Annotated in this window: 12 protein-coding genes; 5 read left to right on the top strand and 7 right to left on the bottom strand. The window is 70.7% G+C overall.

Annotated features, from left to right (window positions below; genetic code table 11):
* Nucleotides 1-94: 94 nt before the first annotated feature.
* Nucleotides 95-949, bottom strand: a complete 855-nt coding sequence (prcB, locus tag GTY58_RS14705) for a proteasome subunit beta (RefSeq protein WP_010984244.1) — start codon at nucleotides 947-949, stop codon at nucleotides 95-97.
* A gap of 227 nt (nucleotides 950-1,176) precedes the next feature.
* The gene (locus GTY58_RS14700; protein ID WP_010984243.1) at nucleotides 1,177-2,073 is read right to left on the bottom strand and encodes an SDR family oxidoreductase; all 897 of its coding nucleotides are present in this window, start codon (nucleotides 2,071-2,073) and stop codon (nucleotides 1,177-1,179) included.
* A gap of 118 nt (nucleotides 2,074-2,191) precedes the next feature.
* On the opposite strand from GTY58_RS14700, the gene GTY58_RS14695 reads away from it, so the two are divergent.
* The 5 genes from GTY58_RS14695 (at nucleotide 2,192) to GTY58_RS14675 (ending at nucleotide 7,447) form a co-directional block, all read left to right on the top strand.
* A complete protein-coding gene (locus GTY58_RS14695) occupies nucleotides 2,192-2,707 on the top strand; it encodes an Lrp/AsnC family transcriptional regulator (RefSeq protein ID WP_171033190.1) in 516 nt (171 codons plus the stop codon).
* Between the two features lie 43 nt (nucleotides 2,708-2,750).
* The gene (locus GTY58_RS14690) at nucleotides 2,751-3,179 is read left to right on the top strand and encodes a MerR family transcriptional regulator (protein WP_010984241.1); all 429 of its coding nucleotides are present in this window, start codon (nucleotides 2,751-2,753) and stop codon (nucleotides 3,177-3,179) included.
* Nucleotides 3,180-3,193: 14 nt separating this feature from the next.
* Nucleotides 3,194-3,508, top strand: coding sequence for a thioredoxin domain-containing protein (locus tag GTY58_RS14685; RefSeq protein WP_010984240.1), 315 nt, complete (start codon nucleotides 3,194-3,196; stop codon nucleotides 3,506-3,508).
* 201 nt (nucleotides 3,509-3,709) lie between these two features.
* On the top strand, nucleotides 3,710-5,974 hold the full coding sequence (locus tag GTY58_RS14680; RefSeq protein WP_042493072.1) for an AAA family ATPase: 2,265 nt from the start codon (nucleotides 3,710-3,712) through the stop codon (nucleotides 5,972-5,974).
* A 54-nt stretch (nucleotides 5,975-6,028) separates the two neighbouring features.
* On the top strand, nucleotides 6,029-7,447 hold the full coding sequence (locus tag GTY58_RS14675) for a cytochrome P450 (protein ID WP_037651521.1): 1,419 nt from the start codon (nucleotides 6,029-6,031) through the stop codon (nucleotides 7,445-7,447).
* Here GTY58_RS14675 and glgB read toward each other — a convergent pair.
* The 5 genes from glgB to GTY58_RS14650 form a co-directional block, all read right to left on the bottom strand.
* Complete coding sequence (gene glgB, locus GTY58_RS14670) at nucleotides 7,444-9,960, bottom strand: 1,4-alpha-glucan branching enzyme (RefSeq protein ID WP_010984237.1); 2,517 nt, start codon at nucleotides 9,958-9,960, stop codon at nucleotides 7,444-7,446. The genes GTY58_RS14675 and glgB overlap by 4 nt on opposite strands.
* Nucleotides 9,961-10,012: 52 nt before the next feature.
* The gene (locus GTY58_RS14665) at nucleotides 10,013-11,413 is read right to left on the bottom strand and encodes a hypothetical protein (RefSeq protein ID WP_010984236.1); all 1,401 of its coding nucleotides are present in this window, start codon (nucleotides 11,411-11,413) and stop codon (nucleotides 10,013-10,015) included.
* A 100-nt stretch (nucleotides 11,414-11,513) separates the two neighbouring features.
* The gene (treS, locus tag GTY58_RS14660; protein WP_010984235.1) at nucleotides 11,514-13,232 is read right to left on the bottom strand and encodes a maltose alpha-D-glucosyltransferase; all 1,719 of its coding nucleotides are present in this window, start codon (nucleotides 13,230-13,232) and stop codon (nucleotides 11,514-11,516) included.
* The gene (locus tag GTY58_RS14655) at nucleotides 13,229-15,334 is read right to left on the bottom strand and encodes an alpha-1,4-glucan--maltose-1-phosphate maltosyltransferase (protein WP_010984234.1); all 2,106 of its coding nucleotides are present in this window, start codon (nucleotides 15,332-15,334) and stop codon (nucleotides 13,229-13,231) included. The genes treS and GTY58_RS14655 overlap by 4 nt, the downstream gene beginning before the upstream one ends.
* Before the next feature lie 246 nt (nucleotides 15,335-15,580).
* Nucleotides 15,581-16,789 carry a S8 family peptidase gene (locus GTY58_RS14650; protein ID WP_010984233.1) on the bottom strand — a complete coding sequence of 403 codons (1,209 nt, stop codon included), beginning with the start codon at nucleotides 16,787-16,789 and terminating at the stop codon, nucleotides 15,581-15,583.
* Nucleotides 16,790-17,201 lie beyond the last annotated feature (412 nt).

Here is a 17,201-nt window from a genome sequence, read left to right as displayed (position 1 = left end):
CGTGCCGTGCCGGATCCACCGGCACGGCACGGCACATTCCTACGTCCAGGGAGCGCCCCCGGTTCGTACGTCCAGGGAGCGCCCCCACAGCCGCTCACATGGCGGCGGTGGGCCCGTCCGGGCGGGTGTGGCGCTGTTCGACCATCTCCCGGCTCAGGTCCTCCGTCTCGGACTCCGGGAGCCGCTCGAAGCCGTCCTCCGTGATGACGGACACCACGGGGAAGATCCGGCGGCTGATGTCCGGACCGCCGGTGGCCGAGTCGTCGTCCGCCGCGTCGTAGAGCGCCTGGAGCGCGGCCAGGGCCGCCTCACGCCGGGACATGCCCGGATGGAACAGCTTCTTCAACGCGCCCCGGGCGTACGGGGAGCCGGAGCCCTCGGCGTGGAAGTCCGTCTTCTCGTACGGGCCTCCGGTGACGTCGAAGCTGAAGATGCGGCCGTGTTCGCCGGCGCGGGCCGCGAGGTCGTATCCGACGAGCAGCGGGACCACGGCGAGGCCCTGCATGGCCTGGCCGAGGTTCTGCCGGATCATGCCGGCCAGCCGGGTCGCCTTCGCCCTGAGGGTCATCGGGACGCCCTCGACCTTCTCGAAGTGCGCCAGCTCGACCTGGTAGAGCTTCACCATGTCCAGCGCGAGTCCCACGGTGCCGGCGAACGCGACCGCCGTGTAGTCGTCCGCGGGGTGCACCTTCTCCAGGTCCCGCTGTGCGATCAGGTTCCCCATGGTGGCCCTGCGGTCGCCGGCGATCAGCACGCCGTCGCGGTAGGCGAGGGCCAGGACCGTGGTGCCGTGCGGGACACGGTCGGGCGCGGCCCGGACGCCGTCCGGGAGGAGGCCGCGGGTGCTCAGTAATGCCGGACGGTGGGCTGCCAGGAACGCGGTGAAGGACGAGTCCCCGGGGGTGAAGAACTCCGCCCCCAACCGGCCACCGGTGTCGCGCTGTGCCATGCGTCTCCCCTCGTCGTCCGCCTCGTCCGCCTCGTCCGCCTCGTCCGCCTCGCCCGTCTGCCCGGTCGGTCTGCGCACAACCGCTTCCTACCGTGAGCGGAAGCCCCGGAAACGCCCGCCGGTGGCGGTGGCGTGGCGGCGGTGGCGGTGGCGGTGGTGGTGACGGTGGCTCTGCCCGTCTGTCTTCCGGTCTGTCTCCCGGTCTGTCTCCCGACCCTTCTCCCGGACTATCTGCCGAGCGTCTCGGCGACGGCCCGGTGCAGCCATTCACTCGCGTCGCCGAAGGTGAAGCCGAGACGCTCGGCCCGGGAGTTGTCCATCGCGTAGGAGCGGGCGAAGGAGAAGGGGGAGACCTCGCCGACCTCCACCTCCCGGAACACGGCCGTCCCGCCCGGTATGTGCGCGGCCACCGCCGCGCACAGTTCCTCGGTGGTGAGCGGTCCGTGGGACGCCGCGTTGACCGGCCCGCCGAAGTCGGCGCCCGCCGCCCAGGCGAGGAAGTCGGCGATCTCCGCCACATGGATGTAGGTCGCCGGGTGGTTCACGGCGGGGACGGCGATGGGCTCGCCGGTGCGCATCCGCTCGGCGTAGTGGGCGAGACGGCCCGTGAAGTCGTCGTCGCCGCCCAGCACATGGGCGACGCGTACGGCGGCGTACGGGAAGGCGGGGTCCGCCGCGAGGACCGCCTCGGCCTGACGCTTGCCCTCGCCGTAGTTGCTGTCGAGGAACTGCGGGTCGTCCCAGGGGAGGTCGAGGTCGACGGCGACCGTACGCGGGTCGAGGGCGTCCTCGCGCACCGGCGCGGGGGAGTCCTCGTACTCGTACACCTCGACCGTCGACGTCATCAGATACCTCCGGGTGCGGCCGGCGAAGACGCGGCGGGCGATCGCCGCCTGGCGCGGGGTGTAGCAGACCTGGTCGACGACGACGTCGAAGGTGCGCGAGCCCAGCGCGCTTTCCAGGGATCTCTCCTCATTGCGGTCGGCGACGAGATGAATGGTGCCGGGCGGCGGTGCCGACGAACCGCGGTTGATGACGGTGACGCGGTCTCCGGCGGCCATCAGCCGGGCGATGAGCCGCTTCCCGAAATACCGGTTCCCGCCAATGACGCACACTTCACGCACAGCACCCCTCCAAAGGAATCAGGCCGACGAAACGAGCCGGCGAAACGAGCCGCCGAATCAGGCCGACGGAACAGGCCATAATTCTCCCGTTCCACGTGACAGGTCTGAAGGGGGAACCATGGGAGATGCGGCCTCGGCACCGAAAGAACCACGGCATCCGCGAGCCGCCGCCCACGAAACGTCGGTGGCCTTCGACGCCCTCGACCGGCAGATCCTGGAGCTCCTTCAGAGCGACGGCCGGATCAGGCTCAGCGAGCTGGGGCGGAGGGTGCGGCTGAGCCCGGCGGCCGTCGCGGAGCGGGTGCGGCGGCTCGAGGCGGCGGGCGCGATCACCGGGTACGGCGCCCATGTCTCGCCGGCCCGGCTCGGCTACGGCGTCCGGGCCTTCATCCGCGTGAACCCGCACGCCGGGTACAGCCTCAGGCACCCCCGGACTCTGGAACTGCTGGCCCGCCCCGAGATCACCGAGGTGCACCACGTCGTCGGCGAGGACTGCTGGATCCTCAAGGTCGCCGTAGCGGACACCCTCCACCTGGAGGAGATCCTCGAACAGACCTCGGCGCTGGGCCGCACGACCACGTCGATCGTGCTCTCCTCCCCGGTGGAGCGGAAGCCGCTGCTGCCGCCGCACTGACGGTGTTGCCTTGACGTCGGCGTCAAGGACTACGTTCGGGGGCATGCGAATCGGCGAGCTGGCGACGCGGGCCGGGACCACCACGCGCACCCTGCGCTACTACGAGTCGCGGGGACTGCTGCCCGCGCGGCGGGGCAGCAACGGCTACCGCACGTACGACGAGGACGACCTGAAGCTGCTGCGGCAGATCAGGACGCTCCAGGACTTCGGGTTCGACCTGGAGGAGACGCGGCCCTTCGTGGAGTGTCTGCGGGCCGGCCACCCGGAGGGCGACTCGTGCCCGGCGTCGCTCGCGGTGTACCGGCGCAAGCTCGGCGAACTCGACGCGCTGATCGGCGAGTTGCAGGCCGTGCGGGCGCAGGTCGGCGACCAGCTGGCGCGGGCCGAGCTGGCCCGCGACGAGCTGGCGGCCGAGGCGGGGGTTCCGGGCGGTCCGGAGCCCGTGTGCGAACTGGGAGGGCAGACGCGGTGATCAAGGCGGCGGGCGTGACCGAAGTGACGGATGCGGACTTCGAGGCGGAGGTGATCGGCGCGGACCTGCCCGTGCTGGTGGAGTTCACGGCGGACTGGTGCCCGCCGTGCCGGCAGATGGGGCCGGTTCTCAGCTCCCTCGCCTTCGAGGAGGGCGACCGGCTCAAGGTGGTCCAGCTGGACGTGGACACGAACCCGGAGACGACGAACGCGTACAAGGTGCTGTCGATGCCCACCTTCATGGTGTTCCGGGGCGGTGAGCCCGTGAAGTCGATGGTGGGGGCCCGGCCCAAGCGGCGGCTGCTGGAGGAGCTGGCCGACGTGCTGTAACCCGCCCGACCACAAGAAATCCCCCGAGCGCAATTGCGCTCGGGGGATTTCTTTGCGTATATTCAAGAGTTCGCGACTTCAATGGAATGAGGTCGCAAAGAAGTTCACTGGGCACAGTATATCCGGGCGGGAGCGGAATTGTCAAACAGCGGCTCTAACACAGAAGGCAGCACGGCCGGCGCGGTATTTACCGACGATGAATTGCGGCTTGAGCAGGAATTCATCGACGGACTGTACGCGCGCGTGGACGCCCTGCGCGGTGTCACCGAGGTCTCCGTCACGGACGCGCTCGCGCAGGGCAACACGCCCATGCAGGCCAGGCTGGAACGGGACGTCCTCGTCGCCGAGCGCTCGGGGCTGCTCGCCGCGCTGAACGCGGTCGACGAATCGCTCTGCTTCGGCCGGATCGACCTCACCTCGGGGGTCAGCCACCACATCGGCCGCATCGGCATCCGCGCCGACGACACCGAGCACACCCCGATCCTGATCGACTGGCGGGCCCAGGTCGCCCGCCCCTTCTACCTCGCCACCGGGCACACCCCGATGGGCCTGCGCCGCCGCCGGCACCTCACCACCGACGGGCGCCGGGTCACCGACCTGCACGACGAGCTCCTCGACCTCGGCGACGCCACGAGGACCGGCCACGAGGACCCGACGGGCGACGCCGTGCTGCTCGCCGCGCTCAACTCGGCCCGCACCGGCCGGATGAGCGACATCGTGCAGACCATCCAGGCCGAGCAGGACCGGATCATCCGTGCGCCGCACCGCGGGGTGCTGGTCGTGGAGGGCGGCCCGGGCACCGGCAAGACGGCCGTCGCCCTGCACCGGGCCGCCTTTCTCCTCTACGAGTACCGGGAGCTGCTCGCCAAGCGAGCCGTCCTCATCGTCGGCCCCAACCCCGCCTTCCTCGGCTACATCGGCGAGGTGCTGCCCTCGCTAGGCGAGACGGGCGTGCTCCTGGCGACGGTCGGCGAGCTGTTCCCCGGTGTGAAGGCGACGGCGGCCGACAATCCGCGGGCGTCCGCGGTCAAGGGCCGCGCCGAGATGGCGGAGGTGCTCGCCGAGGTCGTACGCGACCGGCAGGCGCTGCCCGACCCGGTGATCACCATCGAGCACGACCGGGACGTGCTGATGCTCGACGACGGTCTGGTGCGCGTCGCCCGCGACCGCACGCGCGAGGCGAAGCTGCCGCACAACGTGGCCCGCGAGTACTTCGAGGGCCACATCCTCAACACGCTCACCGACATGGTGGCCGAGCGGATCGGCACGGACCCCTTCGACGGCTCCAACCTGCTGGACGCCGCCGACATCACCCAGATCCGGGACGAGCTGGCCGAGAACCGCGAAGTCTGGTCGGCCATCGACCGGTTGTGGCCGAGGCTGACTCCGCAGCGGCTGGTCGCGGACTTCCTCGCCGAGCCCGAGGGGTATGTGTCCGCCGAGGACGCGGCCGCGATCCGCCGTCCGGTCACCCGGGCGTGGACCACGGCGGACGTACCGCTCCTCGACGAGGCGGCCGAACTGCTCGGCGAGGACGACCGGCTGGCCCGCGCCCTCGCCGACCGCGAACGGAACACCCAGGTCGCGTACGCGCAGGGCGTGCTGGACGTGTCGTACGCCTCGCGTACATATGAGTTCGAGGACAAGGACGAGGAGGACTCCGAGGTTCTGTCCGCGCACCACATCATCGACGCCGAGCGGTTCGCCGAGCGGCACGAGGAGGAGGACCACCGCAGCGCCGCCGAGCGCGCGGCGGCCGACCGCACCTGGGCGTTCGGCCACATCATCGTCGACGAGGCGCAGGAACTGTCGCCGATGGCGTGGCGGCTGCTGATGCGGCGCAGCCCGACCCGCTCGATGACCCTGGTCGGCGACCCGGCGCAGACCGCCGAGGCGGCGGGCGTCGGCTCGTGGGAGGAGATCCTCGCCCCCTACGTCCAGGACCGCTTCGACCACACGCGCCTCGCCGTCAACTACCGCACGCCGTCCGAGATCATGGACATGGCGGCGGCCGTGGTCCGGGCCGAGCGGCCCGGCTTCGAGCCGCCGAGTTCCGTGCGGTCGACGGGCGTACGGCCCTGGGTGCGCGCCACCGACGACCTGCCCAGTGCCGTCGCCGAGGCGGTCGCCGAGCTGACCCCGGCGGAGGGGCGGCTCGCGGTGATCGCACCGCGCGAGCTGCACCGGAAGCTGGCGGCACGCCTCGACGGCGTCACGGCGGGCGCCGAGCCCGATCTGACCCACACGGTCGTCCTCCTCGATCCGCGCCAGTCCAAGGGCCTGGAGTTCGACTCGGTGCTCGTGGTCGAGCCGGCCCGCTACGGCACCAGCGACCTGTACGTCGCGCTGACCCGCGCCACCCAGCGGCTGGGTGTGCTGCACACGGGCGAGCTGCCGAAGGCGTTGGCGGACGGGGAGCCGCACCCGGCCGACGGCACACCCGCCCCGGGTATTACCAAGCGGTAACAGTTAAGGCTCCGGTCACCGCTCGTGCACGGCCGGTGCGGTATGCGTAGCGGTATGGAAGCCCAGCCCTACGCGACCGCCCCGGCCGGCAGCCCCAGGCTCGAGTCACTGCGCGTGGAACCTCTGCTGACATCGGAGTTCGACGCCGACCCGGCCGGCGTGTACGAGCGGCTGCGGCGGACGTACGGCCCGGTCGCGCCGGTCGGCCTGATGGGCGTGCCCGTCTGGCTGGTCCTCGACTACCACGAGGTCCTGGAGGTGCTGCGCGACGACAGCCAGTGGCGGCGCGACATCCGGTACTGGCGGGCGCGCGCACAGGGGCAACTGCCGCGCGACTGGCCCCTGCTCGCGGGCTACGAGGTGCGGCAGACCATGTTCCTGGACGGCGACGAGCACCACGCGGCCCGGCTGACCCACCACTCGGCCCTGCGCCCCTTCCAGGACGGGCACAGCCCGCAGGGGTGGGAACTGCGGGCGGCCGTCGCCCGGTACGCGGACGAACTCATCGCCCTGCTGGCCGCCGAATCGGGCTCCGCCGGGTACGCCGATCTGGGCGCGCAGTACACCAGACCGCTGCTGCTGATGGTCACCGGCAAGCTGTTCGGCTGTCCGGTGGGACTCGGCGACGAGCTGGTCATGGACCTGTGGCGGATGCTCGACGGCGGCCCGGACGCGGGCCCCGCCACCGACCGCGCGGCCGCTGTCATGACCCGGCTCGCCGCCCACCGCAGACAGCGCCCCGGCGACGACCTCACCTCGTACCTGCTCCTCGCCGACCCGGGCATGACCGACGAGCAGCTCGGCCGCGAGCTGTTGATGAACGCCGTCTACCTCAACGACATCACCGGCAACATGGTCATGAACACCCTGCTGGAGGTGCTGCGCGGCAACGCCACCGTCCGCCGCAGCGTGTCGGACGGGCACCTCGGCGAGACCTTCCACCGCGTGGCGCTGGTCAACCCGCCGGTGGCCAACATGTGCTTCCGCTTCGCCGCCGGGGACGTGCGCCTCGGCGCCTTCTGGATCAGGGCGGGCGACGTCGTCTCCCCGTCAGCCGCGGCCGCCCACCAGGACCTGCTGACGATCGGCACCTCCCCCCTCGGTGACGCCACCGCGAGCACCCGCGCCCATCTGGGCTGGGGAGCGGGACAGCACCAGTGCCCCGGCGCGGCCCGCGAGCTGGCGGGCATGATCGTGACCACGGCGGTGGGCCGGATCTTCGACCACTTCACCAAGGCCGAACTCACCCTTCCGGCCGACCAGTTGCCCTGGCGCTCCGGCCCGGTCGTACGAGGTCTGCGGCTGCTCCCGGTCCGCTACGAGCTGAGGGGGACGCCGTCGGAGTCCCACCCCGTGCCGCCGCCCCGGCACGACGGCGAGGCACCGGACACCGCGCCCACCGCCGACCACCGCTCCAGAGGCCTGCTGTCGGCGCTGCGCCGGCTGATGACCGGTACGGGAAGGGCGGGTTAGGCCGGTCGCAGCCAGAGCGTGGAGAGCGGGGGCAGGGTCAGCCGGATGCTCGCCGGGCGGCCGTGGCGGCCCTGCGGTTCGGGCTTCACCGGGTGCGGGTTGGTGACGTCGCTGCCGCCGTAGCGGGCGCCGTCGGTGTTGAGCGTCTCGTGCCAGGCGGGGATGTCGTCGGGGACACCGAGGCGGTAGTCGTGGCGGACGACCGGGGAGAAGTTGCTGACGGCGAGGAGCGGGGTGCCGTCGGCGGCGTGGCGCAGGAAGGCGAAGACGTTGTCCTCGACGGCGTCGCCGGTGACCCAGGCGAAGCCGGACGGGTCCGTGTCGCGCTCCCACAGAGCGGGTTCGTGACGGTAGACGGTGTTCAGGTCCCGCACCAGATCCCGCATGCCCCGGTGGTCGGGCTCGGCACCGTACGCCGGATCGAGCAGCCACCAGTCGGGCCCGTGGGTCTCGGACCACTCCGCGCCCTGGGCGAACTCCTGACCCATGAAGAGGAGTTGCTTGCCCGGATGGGCCCACATGAAGCCGAGATAGGCCCGCTCGGTCGCCCGCTGCTGCCACCAGTCGCCCGGCATCTTCGACACCAGTGAGCCTTTGCCGTGCACGACTTCGTCGTGGGAGATGGGCAGGACGTAGTTCTCGCTGTAGGCGTACACCATGGAGAAGGTCATCTCGTGGTGGTGGAACCTGCGGTGCACGGGCTCGTGCTGCACATAGCCGAGGGAGTCGTGCATCCAGCCCATGTTCCACTTCAGGCCGAAGCCGAGGCCGTTGTCATGTGTGGCGCGGGTGACGCCCTCCCAGGCGGTGGACTCCTCGGCGATCGTGACCACGCCGGGCACCCGCCGGTAGACGGTGGCGTTCATCTCCTGGAGGAAGGCGACCGCGTCCAGGTTCTCCCGGCCGCCGAACTCGTTCGGGCTCCACTGCCCTTCCTCGCGGGAGTAGTCCAGGTAGAGCATCGAGGCGACGGCGTCCACGCGCAGCCCGTCGATATGGAATTCCTCGCACCAGTACACGGCGTTGGCGACGAGGAAATTGCGCACTTCCCGGCGTCCGTAGTCGAACTCCAACGTCCCCCAGTCGGGGTGCGCGGCCCGCAGCGGATCCTCGTGCTCGTAGAGCGGCCGCCCGTCGAATTCGGCCAGGGCCCAGTCGTCGCGGGGGAAATGGGCGGGCACCCAGTCCATCAGGACGCCGACGCCGGCCCGGTGCAGGGCGTCGACGAGGTATTTGAAGTCGTCGGGGGTGCCCAGGCGGGCGGTGGGGGCGTAGAAGCCGGTGACCTGGTAACCCCAGGAGCCGCCGAAGGGGTGCTCCGCGACGGGCAGCAACTCGACGTGGGTGAAGCCCAGGTCGGCGACGTAGGCGGGGAGCTGTTCGGCGAGTTGACGGTACGTCAGTCCTGGCCGCCAGGACGGCAGGTGGACCTCGTACACGGAGAACGGCGACTCGTGCACGGGACGCTCGCCGCGCGCGGCCATCCACGCCTCGTCCGCCCACGCGTAGTGCGACGCGTGCACGATCGACGAGGTCCTGGGCGGGGCCTCGGTGCGGCGGGCCACGGGGTCGGCGCGCAGGGTCTTCGAGCCGTCGGGGCGGGTGATCTCGAACTTGTACAGCTCGCCCTCGCCGACGCCGGGCACGAACAGCTCCCACACGCCGGAGGAGCCCAGCGAGCGCAGGGGGAAGGCGGTGGCGTCCCAGAAGTTGAAGGTGCCGGCCAGTCGGACGCCGCGCGCGTTCGGCGCCCAGACGGTGAAGCGGGTGCCGGGCACGCCCTGGTGCGTCATCGGTTCGGCGCCGAGCGCCGTCCACAGCTCCTCGTGCCGGCCCTCGTTGATGAGGTGCAGGTCCAGCTCGCCGAGCGCGGGCAGGAAGCGGTAGGCGTCCTCGGTCTCGTGGACCGTGCCCTCGTAGGCCACGTGCAGCCGGTAGTCCGGTACGGCGCGCAGCGGCAGCAGGCCGGTGAAGAAGCCGGCGCCGTCGTCGTGCAGCTCGGTGCGCAAGTCGTCGGTGACGACGGTGACGGACAGCGCGTACGGGCGCAGCACGCGGAAGGCGACCCCGCCGGGCACGGGATGCGCGCCGAGCACGGAGTGCGGGGCGTGGTGCGTGCCGGACAGGAGCCGGTCGCGGTCGTCGGGGGCGACGGCGGGGGAGACGGGCGCTTCGGGGATGTCGAGGGCCGCCTTGACCACGGCTTTCCTGGGCACGGCCTTCTTGGACACGGCCCTCTTGGACACGGCCTGCTTGGGAACGGCCTGCTGGGGAACGGTCGCTTTGGCGGCGGCCTTGTCGGCCACGGCCTTCTTGGCGGTCGCCTTCCCCTTCCCGGTCTTCTTCGTCACCGCCCCCTTCGCGGCCGTCGCCTTCGCCGCCGGCGTGGCCTTCTTCCCAGCCGTCTTCTTCGCGGCAGCCGCCTTCTTCGCACCGGTCTTCTTCGCACCGGTCTTCTTCGAACCGTCACCGTTCTGGTTCGCGCGGTCGTCGGACGGAGGACGGGGGATCACGGCGAGTGCCTCCTCGGCAGGGTCGGCAAGGTCAGCAGGGTGGCGCGGAGGTTCACGGTGCGGCGTCGGCGGACAGCCGGTGTACCGCCGCCATCGGCACCGGCAGCCACTCGGGGCGGTGCCGGGCCTCGTAGACGACTTCGTAGACCGCCTTGTCCGTCTCGTAGGCGCGCAGCAGCACGGGGTCGGTACGGGGATCGAGCCCGGAGATCTCGGCGTAGCCGGTGCAGTACGCGGCCCGGCAGGTGTCCGCCCAGCCGGGCACCCGGGGTTCGTGCGAGTGGGCCGCGTAGTCGAAGGAGCGGAGCATGCCGGCCACGTCCCGCGCGACGGGCTGTGGCAGCCGGCGCTCGGCCAGCGACTTCGACGGCTCGCCCTCGAAGTCGATCAGCGACCAGGTGCCGGACGGCGACCGCAGACACTGGCCCAGATGCAGGTCGCCGTGGATGCGCTGGGCGTTCCAGGTGCGTCCCTCGGCGGCCAGCTCGCCCAGCGTCTCGAACGCGGACCGCAGGCCGGGCGCGTACGTCCGCAGCGTGGGCACCGCCTGCGCGGCCGCCTCCAGGCGCTCCGTCATGCCGTCGACCAGCAGCCGCACCTGTGCGTGTCCCAGGGTGACCGGGGGCGTCGCGCGGGCCAGCGCGGTGTGCACCTCGGCCGTCGCGCGCCCGAGCGCCCGCGCCTGGGTGCTGAAGTCCTCGCCCTTGGCCAGTTCACGCAGCGCCAGTTCCCAGCCGTCGGCCGCGCCCTTCACAAAGGGCTGGAGTACGCCGAGGACGTACGAGTCGTCGGGGCCTTCGAGGTCGGCGAGCAGCCAGGCCGTCGGCGCGGGCACCCGGGGGCAGCCCTCGCGGGCGAGCAGTAACGGCAGTTCCAGATCGGGGTTGACGCCCGGCACGATCCGGCGCAGCAGCTTCAGGATGAACGTATCTCCATAGACGATCGAGGAGTTCGACTGTTCCGCGGTCATCAGGCGCGGCATCAGTCCGTCGGGTATCTCCTGCCGCGTATCGCGTTCGAAGCGCAGTTCGCCGATGCGGGCCCGTGCCCGCAGCGCTTCGAGGAGCACTTCGGCGGGGCGGGGGTCGTGGAGAGCCTCGTACACGGTCCGCCCGGCGAGCGGACCGTCGTCCGGATGTCCGATGAGCGCGGGCGCCAGCCGGGGTGGCAGCGCCTCGCGCACGCCTATCAGGAGCTGGTAGCAGTCCCCGGGGTGCGTCATCGCGCCGTGGGTGGGGACATCCGGCTGATGGGCCCGTACGAGGAGGTGGAGCAGGCCCAACTTGGCGGTGGGCGGCAGCAGTTCGGTGGCCGCGACCAGTGAGAACCCGGTGACCGGCCGCCCCTTGCCCGCGAACCAGCGTTGCCGCGGCAGCCACTCCCGCAGCAGTGGATCGAGGGACGCAAGGAGCCCGGGACTTGTCCTGGTGGCACGAGTGACGGCTTCCGACATGGCGTCGCGTCCTTTCCCCAGGGACCCGGAGTCCTGGGGATTCGGGGTTTTACTGATGGGTGCCCCGGGCGGGTCGGTGTTATCCGCCCCGCCCGAGGTTCTAGACGGCGTCCTTGCGGAGCCGGAACCAGTAGAAGCCGTGGCCTGCCAGGGTCAGCAGATACGGGAGTTCCCCGATGGCCGGGAAGCGGACACCGCCGATCAGCTCGACCGGATGACGGCCGCTGAACGCCCGCAGATCCAGCTCCGTGGGCTGCGCGAACCGGGAGAAGTTGTGCACGCACAGCACCAGGTCGTCCCCGTTCCCCCCGGTCGAGGGGGCCTCCCGCAGGAACGCGAGGACGGCCGGGTTCGAGGACTGGAGTTCGGTGTACGAGCCGAGGCCGAACGCCGGGTTCTGCTTACGGATCTCGATCATCCGCCGGGTCCAGTGCAGCAGCGAGGACGGCGACGACATCGACGCCTCCACGTTCGTGACCTGGTACCCGTAGACCGGATCCATGATCGTGGGCAGATACAGACGCCCCGGGTCGCAGGACGAGAAACCCGCGTTGCGGTCCGGCGTCCACTGCATCGGAGTGCGCACCGCGTCCCGGTCACCGAGCCAGATGTTGTCCCCCATGCCGATCTCGTCGCCGTAGTAGAGGATCGGCGAGCCGGGCAGCGACAGCAGCAGCGCGGTGAACAGCTCGATCTGGTTGCGGTCGTTGTCCAGCAGCGGCGCCAGACGCCGGCGGATGCCGATGTTGGCCCGCATCCGCGGATCCTTGGCGTACTCCGCCCACATGTAGTCGCGTTCCTCGTCGGTGACCATCTCCAGGGTCAGCTCGTCGTGGTTGCGCAGGAAGATGCCCCACTGGCAGCTCGACGGGATCGCCGGCGTCTTCGCCAGGATCTCCGACACCGGATACCGCGACTCACGCCGCACCGCCATGAAGATCCGCGGCATGACCGGGAAATGGAACGCCATGTGGCACTCGTCGCCGCCCGAGGGGAAGTCGCCGAAGTAGTCGACCACGTCCTCCGGCCACTGGTTCGCCTCCGCGAGCAGCACCGTGTCCGGATAGTGCGTGTCGATCTCCTTGCGCACCCGCTTCAGGAACTCGTGCGTCGCCGGCAGGTTCTCGCAGTTGGTGCCTTCCTGCTGGTACAGGTACGGCACCGCGTCGAGGCGGAAGCCGTCGATGCCGAGGTCGAGCCAGAACCGCAGGGCGGAGACGATCTCCTCCTGCACCGCCGGGTTCTCGTAGTTGAGGTCGGGCTGGTGGGAGAAGAAGCGGTGCCAGTAGTACTGCTTGCGGACCGGGTCGAAGGTCCAGTTGGAGGCCTCGGTGTCGACGAAGATGATCCGGGCGTCCTGGTACTGCTTGTCGTCGTCGGCCCACACGTAGTAGTCGCCGTAGGGGCCGTCGGGGTTGCTGCGGGACTCCTGGAACCACGGGTGCAGGTCGCTGGTGTGGTTCATCACGAAGTCGATGATCACGCGCATGCCGCGCTGGTGGGCCGCGTCCACGAACTCGACGAAGTCGGCCAGGTCACCGAACTCGGGCAGCACCGCGGTGTAGTCGGAGACGTCGTAGCCGCCGTCGCGCAGGGGGGACTTGAAGAACGGCGGCAGCCACAGGCAGTCCACGCCCAGCCACTGCAGATAGTCCAGCTTGGCGGTCAGGCCCTTCAGGTCGCCGACACCGTCGCCGTTGCTGTCCTGGAAGGAGCGGACCAGGACCTCGTAGAAGACGGCGCGTTTGAACCACTCCGGATCGCGGTCCTTGGCGGGCGTGTCCTCGAAGGTGTCCGGGACGGGCTCGTTGACGATCATCGTGTGGGTGACCCTCCGATCTGCGGTGAGGACGGTCGCAGGACGGTGAGAACGTGCGCGGGCCGGTGCCCCGGCTCCAGACGCACATAGTTGGCCCTGCCCCAGTGGTAGCTCTCCCCGGTGAGCTCGTCGCGCACCGGCACGAACGCGGCCCAGTCCAGACCGAGTTGCGGCATGTCCAACGAGACCGTCGCCTCCTGGGTGTGGTGCGGATCCAGGTTCGCCACCACCACAACCGTGTTCGATCCACTGCGCTTCGAGTAGGCGATCACCTCTTCCTTGTCGGTGTGGTGGAAGTGCAGGTCGCGCAGTTGACGAAGGGCGGGGCTGCGCCGCCGGATCTCGTTCAGCGAGGTGATCAGCGGTGCGATGCTGCGTCCCTCGCGCTCGGCCGCCGCCCAGTCCCGCGGGCGGAGCTGGTACTTCTCCGAGTCGAGGTACTCCTCGCTCCCGCCGCGCACCGGGGTGTTCTCGCACAGCTCGTAGCCGGAGTACACCCCCCACGACGGCGACAGCGTCGCCGCCAGCACCGCCCGCACCTCGAAGGCCGGCCGCCCGCCACGCTGGAGGAACTCATGCAGGATGTCCGGGGTGTTGACGAAGAAGTTCGGCCGCATAACGGCCGCCGCCTCCCCCGACAGCTCGGTCAGGTACTCCGTCAGCTCCCGCTTGCTGTTGCGCCAGGTGAAGTACGTGTACGACTGCTGGAAACCGACCGCCGCCAGCGCCCGCATCATCGCCGGCCGCGTGAACGCCTCCGCCAGGAAGATCACATCCGGATCCGTCCGGCCGACCTCCCCGATCACCCGCTCCCAGAACACCACCGGCTTCGTATGCGGATTGTCCACCCGGAAGATCCGCACCCCATGGCCCATCCAGAACCGCAGGATCCGCACCGTCTCCGCGATCAGCCCCGGCATGTCCCGGTCGAACGCGATCGGATAGATGTCCTGGTACTTCTTCGGCGGATTCTCCGCGTACGCGATCGTCCCGTCCGGACGGTGATGGAACCACTCCGGATGCTTCTCCACCCACGGATGATCGGGAGAGCACTGAAGCGCGAAGTCGAGGGCGATCTCCAGGCCCAGGCCCCGGGCCCGCCGCACGAACACGTCGAAGTCCTCGATCGTCCCGAGGTCCGGGTGGACCGCGTCGTGACCGCCCTCGGGCGAGCCGATCGCCCAGGGCACCCCCACGTCGTGGGCGGCCGCCGACAGGGTGTTGTTGGGGCCCTTGCGGAAGGTGCTGCCGATGGGGTGGATCGGCGGGAGGTAGACGACGTCGAAGCCCATCTCCGCGATGGCGGGCAGCCGCTCGGCCGCCGTACGGAACGTGCCGTGCACCGGCCGGTCCACGCGGCCGCTCTCCGAACGCGGGAAGAACTCGTACCAGGAACCGAACAGCGCCCGCTCCCGCTCCACCAGCAGCGGCAACGGCTCCGACGACGTGAGCAGTTCACGCAGCGGATGCCGCGCGAGAACCTTGTCCACCTCGGCAGTGAGCGCCGCGGCGAGCCGGGACGCGGCGGGGCGCCCGGTGTCGCGCAGGGCGTCGGCGGCGGCGAGGATCACCTCCCGCCTGCCCTTGCTCTTCGGTACTCCGGCGGCCGCCCGCTCGTACAGGCCCGCGCCCTCCGCGAGGACGAGTTCGGTGTCGATCCCGGCCGGGATCTTGATCCCGGCGTGACGGCGCCAGGTGGTGACCGGATCGCCCCAGGCCTCGATGGTGTACGTCCAGCGGCCGGCGGCGGTCGCGGACACGGTGGCGCCCCAGCGGTCGGTGCCGGGGGCGAGTTCGCGCATGGGGGTCCAGGGGCCGCTGCGGCCCTGCGGATCCGTGAGGACGACATTGGCGGCGACCGCGTCATGGCCTTCGCGGAAGACCGTGGCGGAGACCTCGAACTCCTCACCGACGACCGCTTTGGCCGGGCGGCGCCCGTGGTCGACGAGCGGACGGATGTCGAGGACGGGGATGCGTCCGATGCCGGGGGTGGTGCCCGCGGAGGGTGTCTCCGGGGCGGGTGGACCGGCGTCGCCCCTGCGTATGGGGGGTGAGTCGGTACTGGACGCCGGGGGTGCCGGCGAGTGGTGCGTTGCGGGCATGACCGCTCCTGTCCGCATCAACGTGGGTGGGCGGATGAGGGTGTGGGGAGGTGGGGCCTGCGGGTGTACCGGAGGAGCCTTCCCACCCTATTCGGGTGGGCAATCCGGCACTTTGTTAACTACTCACGCGTATGTCTACACACAAGACCAGCCGTGTGCGGTGAGGTGCGCAGAAGACCGGCCTTACCCGGTGTGGGCGAGGCCGGTCAGGGTACGCGTGTCCGGTTAAGAGCGGTCAAAACCGGGTCAAGGGCTGTTCACCTGGAGCAGTTTGTCCGGTGAGCCGGGGCCGCCGCCCGAGATTCTCCCCGTGGCCGCCCGGGCGGCGAGCGCCTTGCTGACCTGGGCGGGTGTGGCTTCGGGATGCGCGGCCAGTTCGAGCGCTGCCGCGCCGGTGACGTGCGGCGTCGCCATCGACGTACCGGAGAAGGTGGCCTTCGCGGTGTCGCTCGCGTTCGAGGCGGAGGTGATCGCCACGCCCGGGGCGAACAGGTCCAGGCGCGGGCCCCAGTTGGAGAAGCTCGCACGGGCGTCCTTCCGGTCGCCGGCGCCGACAGTTATGGCCTGTTTCACGTGGGCCGGGGAGTACAGGCCGGCCGCGAGTCCGTCGTTCCCGGCCGCGACCGCGTAGGTGACGCCGGAGGCGATGGAGTTGCGTACGGCGGCGTCGAGCTGCGCGTTGGCGAAGCCGCCCAGGCTCAGATTGGCCACGGCGGGCTTCTTCGCGTGCCTGGTCACCCAGTCGATGCCGGCGATGACTCGGGCGGTGGTGCCGGAGCCCTCGTTGTCGAGAACGCGTACCGCGACGACTTTGGCTTGTTTGGCGACCCCGTACGTGGTGCCCGCGATCGTTCCGGCGACATGCGTGCCGTGCCCGTTGCCGTCGCCCGCCGTCCGGTCGCCGTCGACGAAGTCCCAGCCGTAGCTCGCCCGGCCGCCGAAGTCCCGGTGGGTGACGCGGATACCGGTGTCGATGACGTACGTGGTCACGCCGGCGCCGGCGCCCGAGGACTCCGGCCAGGTGTAGCCGTGGTCGAGCGGCAGGTCGTTCTGGTCGATCCGGTCCAGGCCCCAGGAGGGCGGGTTCTTCTGGTAGTGGTCGAGAGCGACCTCGGTGTCCTGCGCCACCGAGGCCACGCGGGGGTCCGCCGCGAGCCGCCGGGCCTGCTTCTCATTGGCCTGCACCGCATAGCCGTTCAAGGCGGCACCGTAGATGTGGCTGATCCTCGCCCCGTACTTCCCGGCGACGCTCTTGCCGGCCGCCGAGGGCGCGCTCGTTCCCCCCTTGAGTGTCACGAGGTAACTTCCGCTGACGGAACCGGGATCGCCGGCGCCGAGTATCCGCCCCTGCGGGGCTGCCTGCGCGGGCAGGGTGACGGCCGAAAGCACCGCGGCGGTGGTGACCGCGGTCAGGCCTCCTGCCCAGCGCAGACGAGCGCTGCTCGTCCGTGCCATGGCTTGGGTTCCCCTCCTCGACTCGGCGTGCTCCGACCGGTTTTCGCCCGCGTCCGGACGGCCCGGGCCGACACGCCACTGGGCAGCCTCTCGTGCGGTGTGAACCGCCACAAGGTCGCGCAGGCGGGCGGAATCGGCCATATCGTGAGAGGGGCGCACGAATGGCCCAGGGGGCGCTCGTCTTGCCCGTGGGGCGCGCGTGGCGGCCCGTGGCGGGCACCCGATGGCCCGCGGCGGGCACGTGATGGCCCGTGGCGGGCACGTGTTGTGAAGGCCGCGGTGAATTTCTGCCGAAGGGGGAGCGACGGGCAGGGGGCGCGCTTCATGCGCCGTAGTTGCCGAGGCGCCCGCACCGCTACCGTCGTGGGTGAACAAGGGCCGCACGAGGAGGTGCGGCCCTCAACCGGGCATG

This window comes from Streptomyces sp. SID5469, assembly GCF_009862865.1.
Taxonomy (GTDB): domain Bacteria; phylum Actinomycetota; class Actinomycetes; order Streptomycetales; family Streptomycetaceae; genus Streptomyces; species Streptomyces avermitilis.
The sequence above is the reverse complement of the archived record's forward strand: the minus strand, read 5'-3'. Positions and strand labels throughout refer to the sequence as shown.

What these genes read in the sequence shown, in the direction of transcription:
- GTY58_RS14690 (WP_010984241.1), top strand. Translation starts at nt 2,751, where the DNA reads ATGCGAATCGGCGAGCTGGCGACGCGGGCCGGGACCACCACGCGCACC.
- GTY58_RS14675 (WP_037651521.1), top strand. Translation starts at nt 6,029, where the DNA reads ATGGAAGCCCAGCCCTACGCGACCGCCCCGGCCGGCAGCCCCAGGCTC.
- treS (WP_010984235.1), bottom strand. Translation starts at nt 13,232, where the DNA reads ATGATCGTCAACGAGCCCGTCCCGGACACCTTCGAGGACACGCCCGCC.
- GTY58_RS14695 (WP_171033190.1), top strand. Translation starts at nt 2,192, where the DNA reads ATGGGAGATGCGGCCTCGGCACCGAAAGAACCACGGCATCCGCGAGCC.
- GTY58_RS14665 (WP_010984236.1), bottom strand. Translation starts at nt 11,413, where the DNA reads ATGTCGGAAGCCGTCACTCGTGCCACCAGGACAAGTCCCGGGCTCCTT.
- GTY58_RS14655 (WP_010984234.1), bottom strand. Translation starts at nt 15,334, where the DNA reads ATGCCCGCAACGCACCACTCGCCGGCACCCCCGGCGTCCAGTACCGAC.
- prcB (WP_010984244.1), bottom strand. Translation starts at nt 949, where the DNA reads ATGGCACAGCGCGACACCGGTGGCCGGTTGGGGGCGGAGTTCTTCACC.
- GTY58_RS14650 (WP_010984233.1), bottom strand. Translation starts at nt 16,789, where the DNA reads ATGGCACGGACGAGCAGCGCTCGTCTGCGCTGGGCAGGAGGCCTGACC.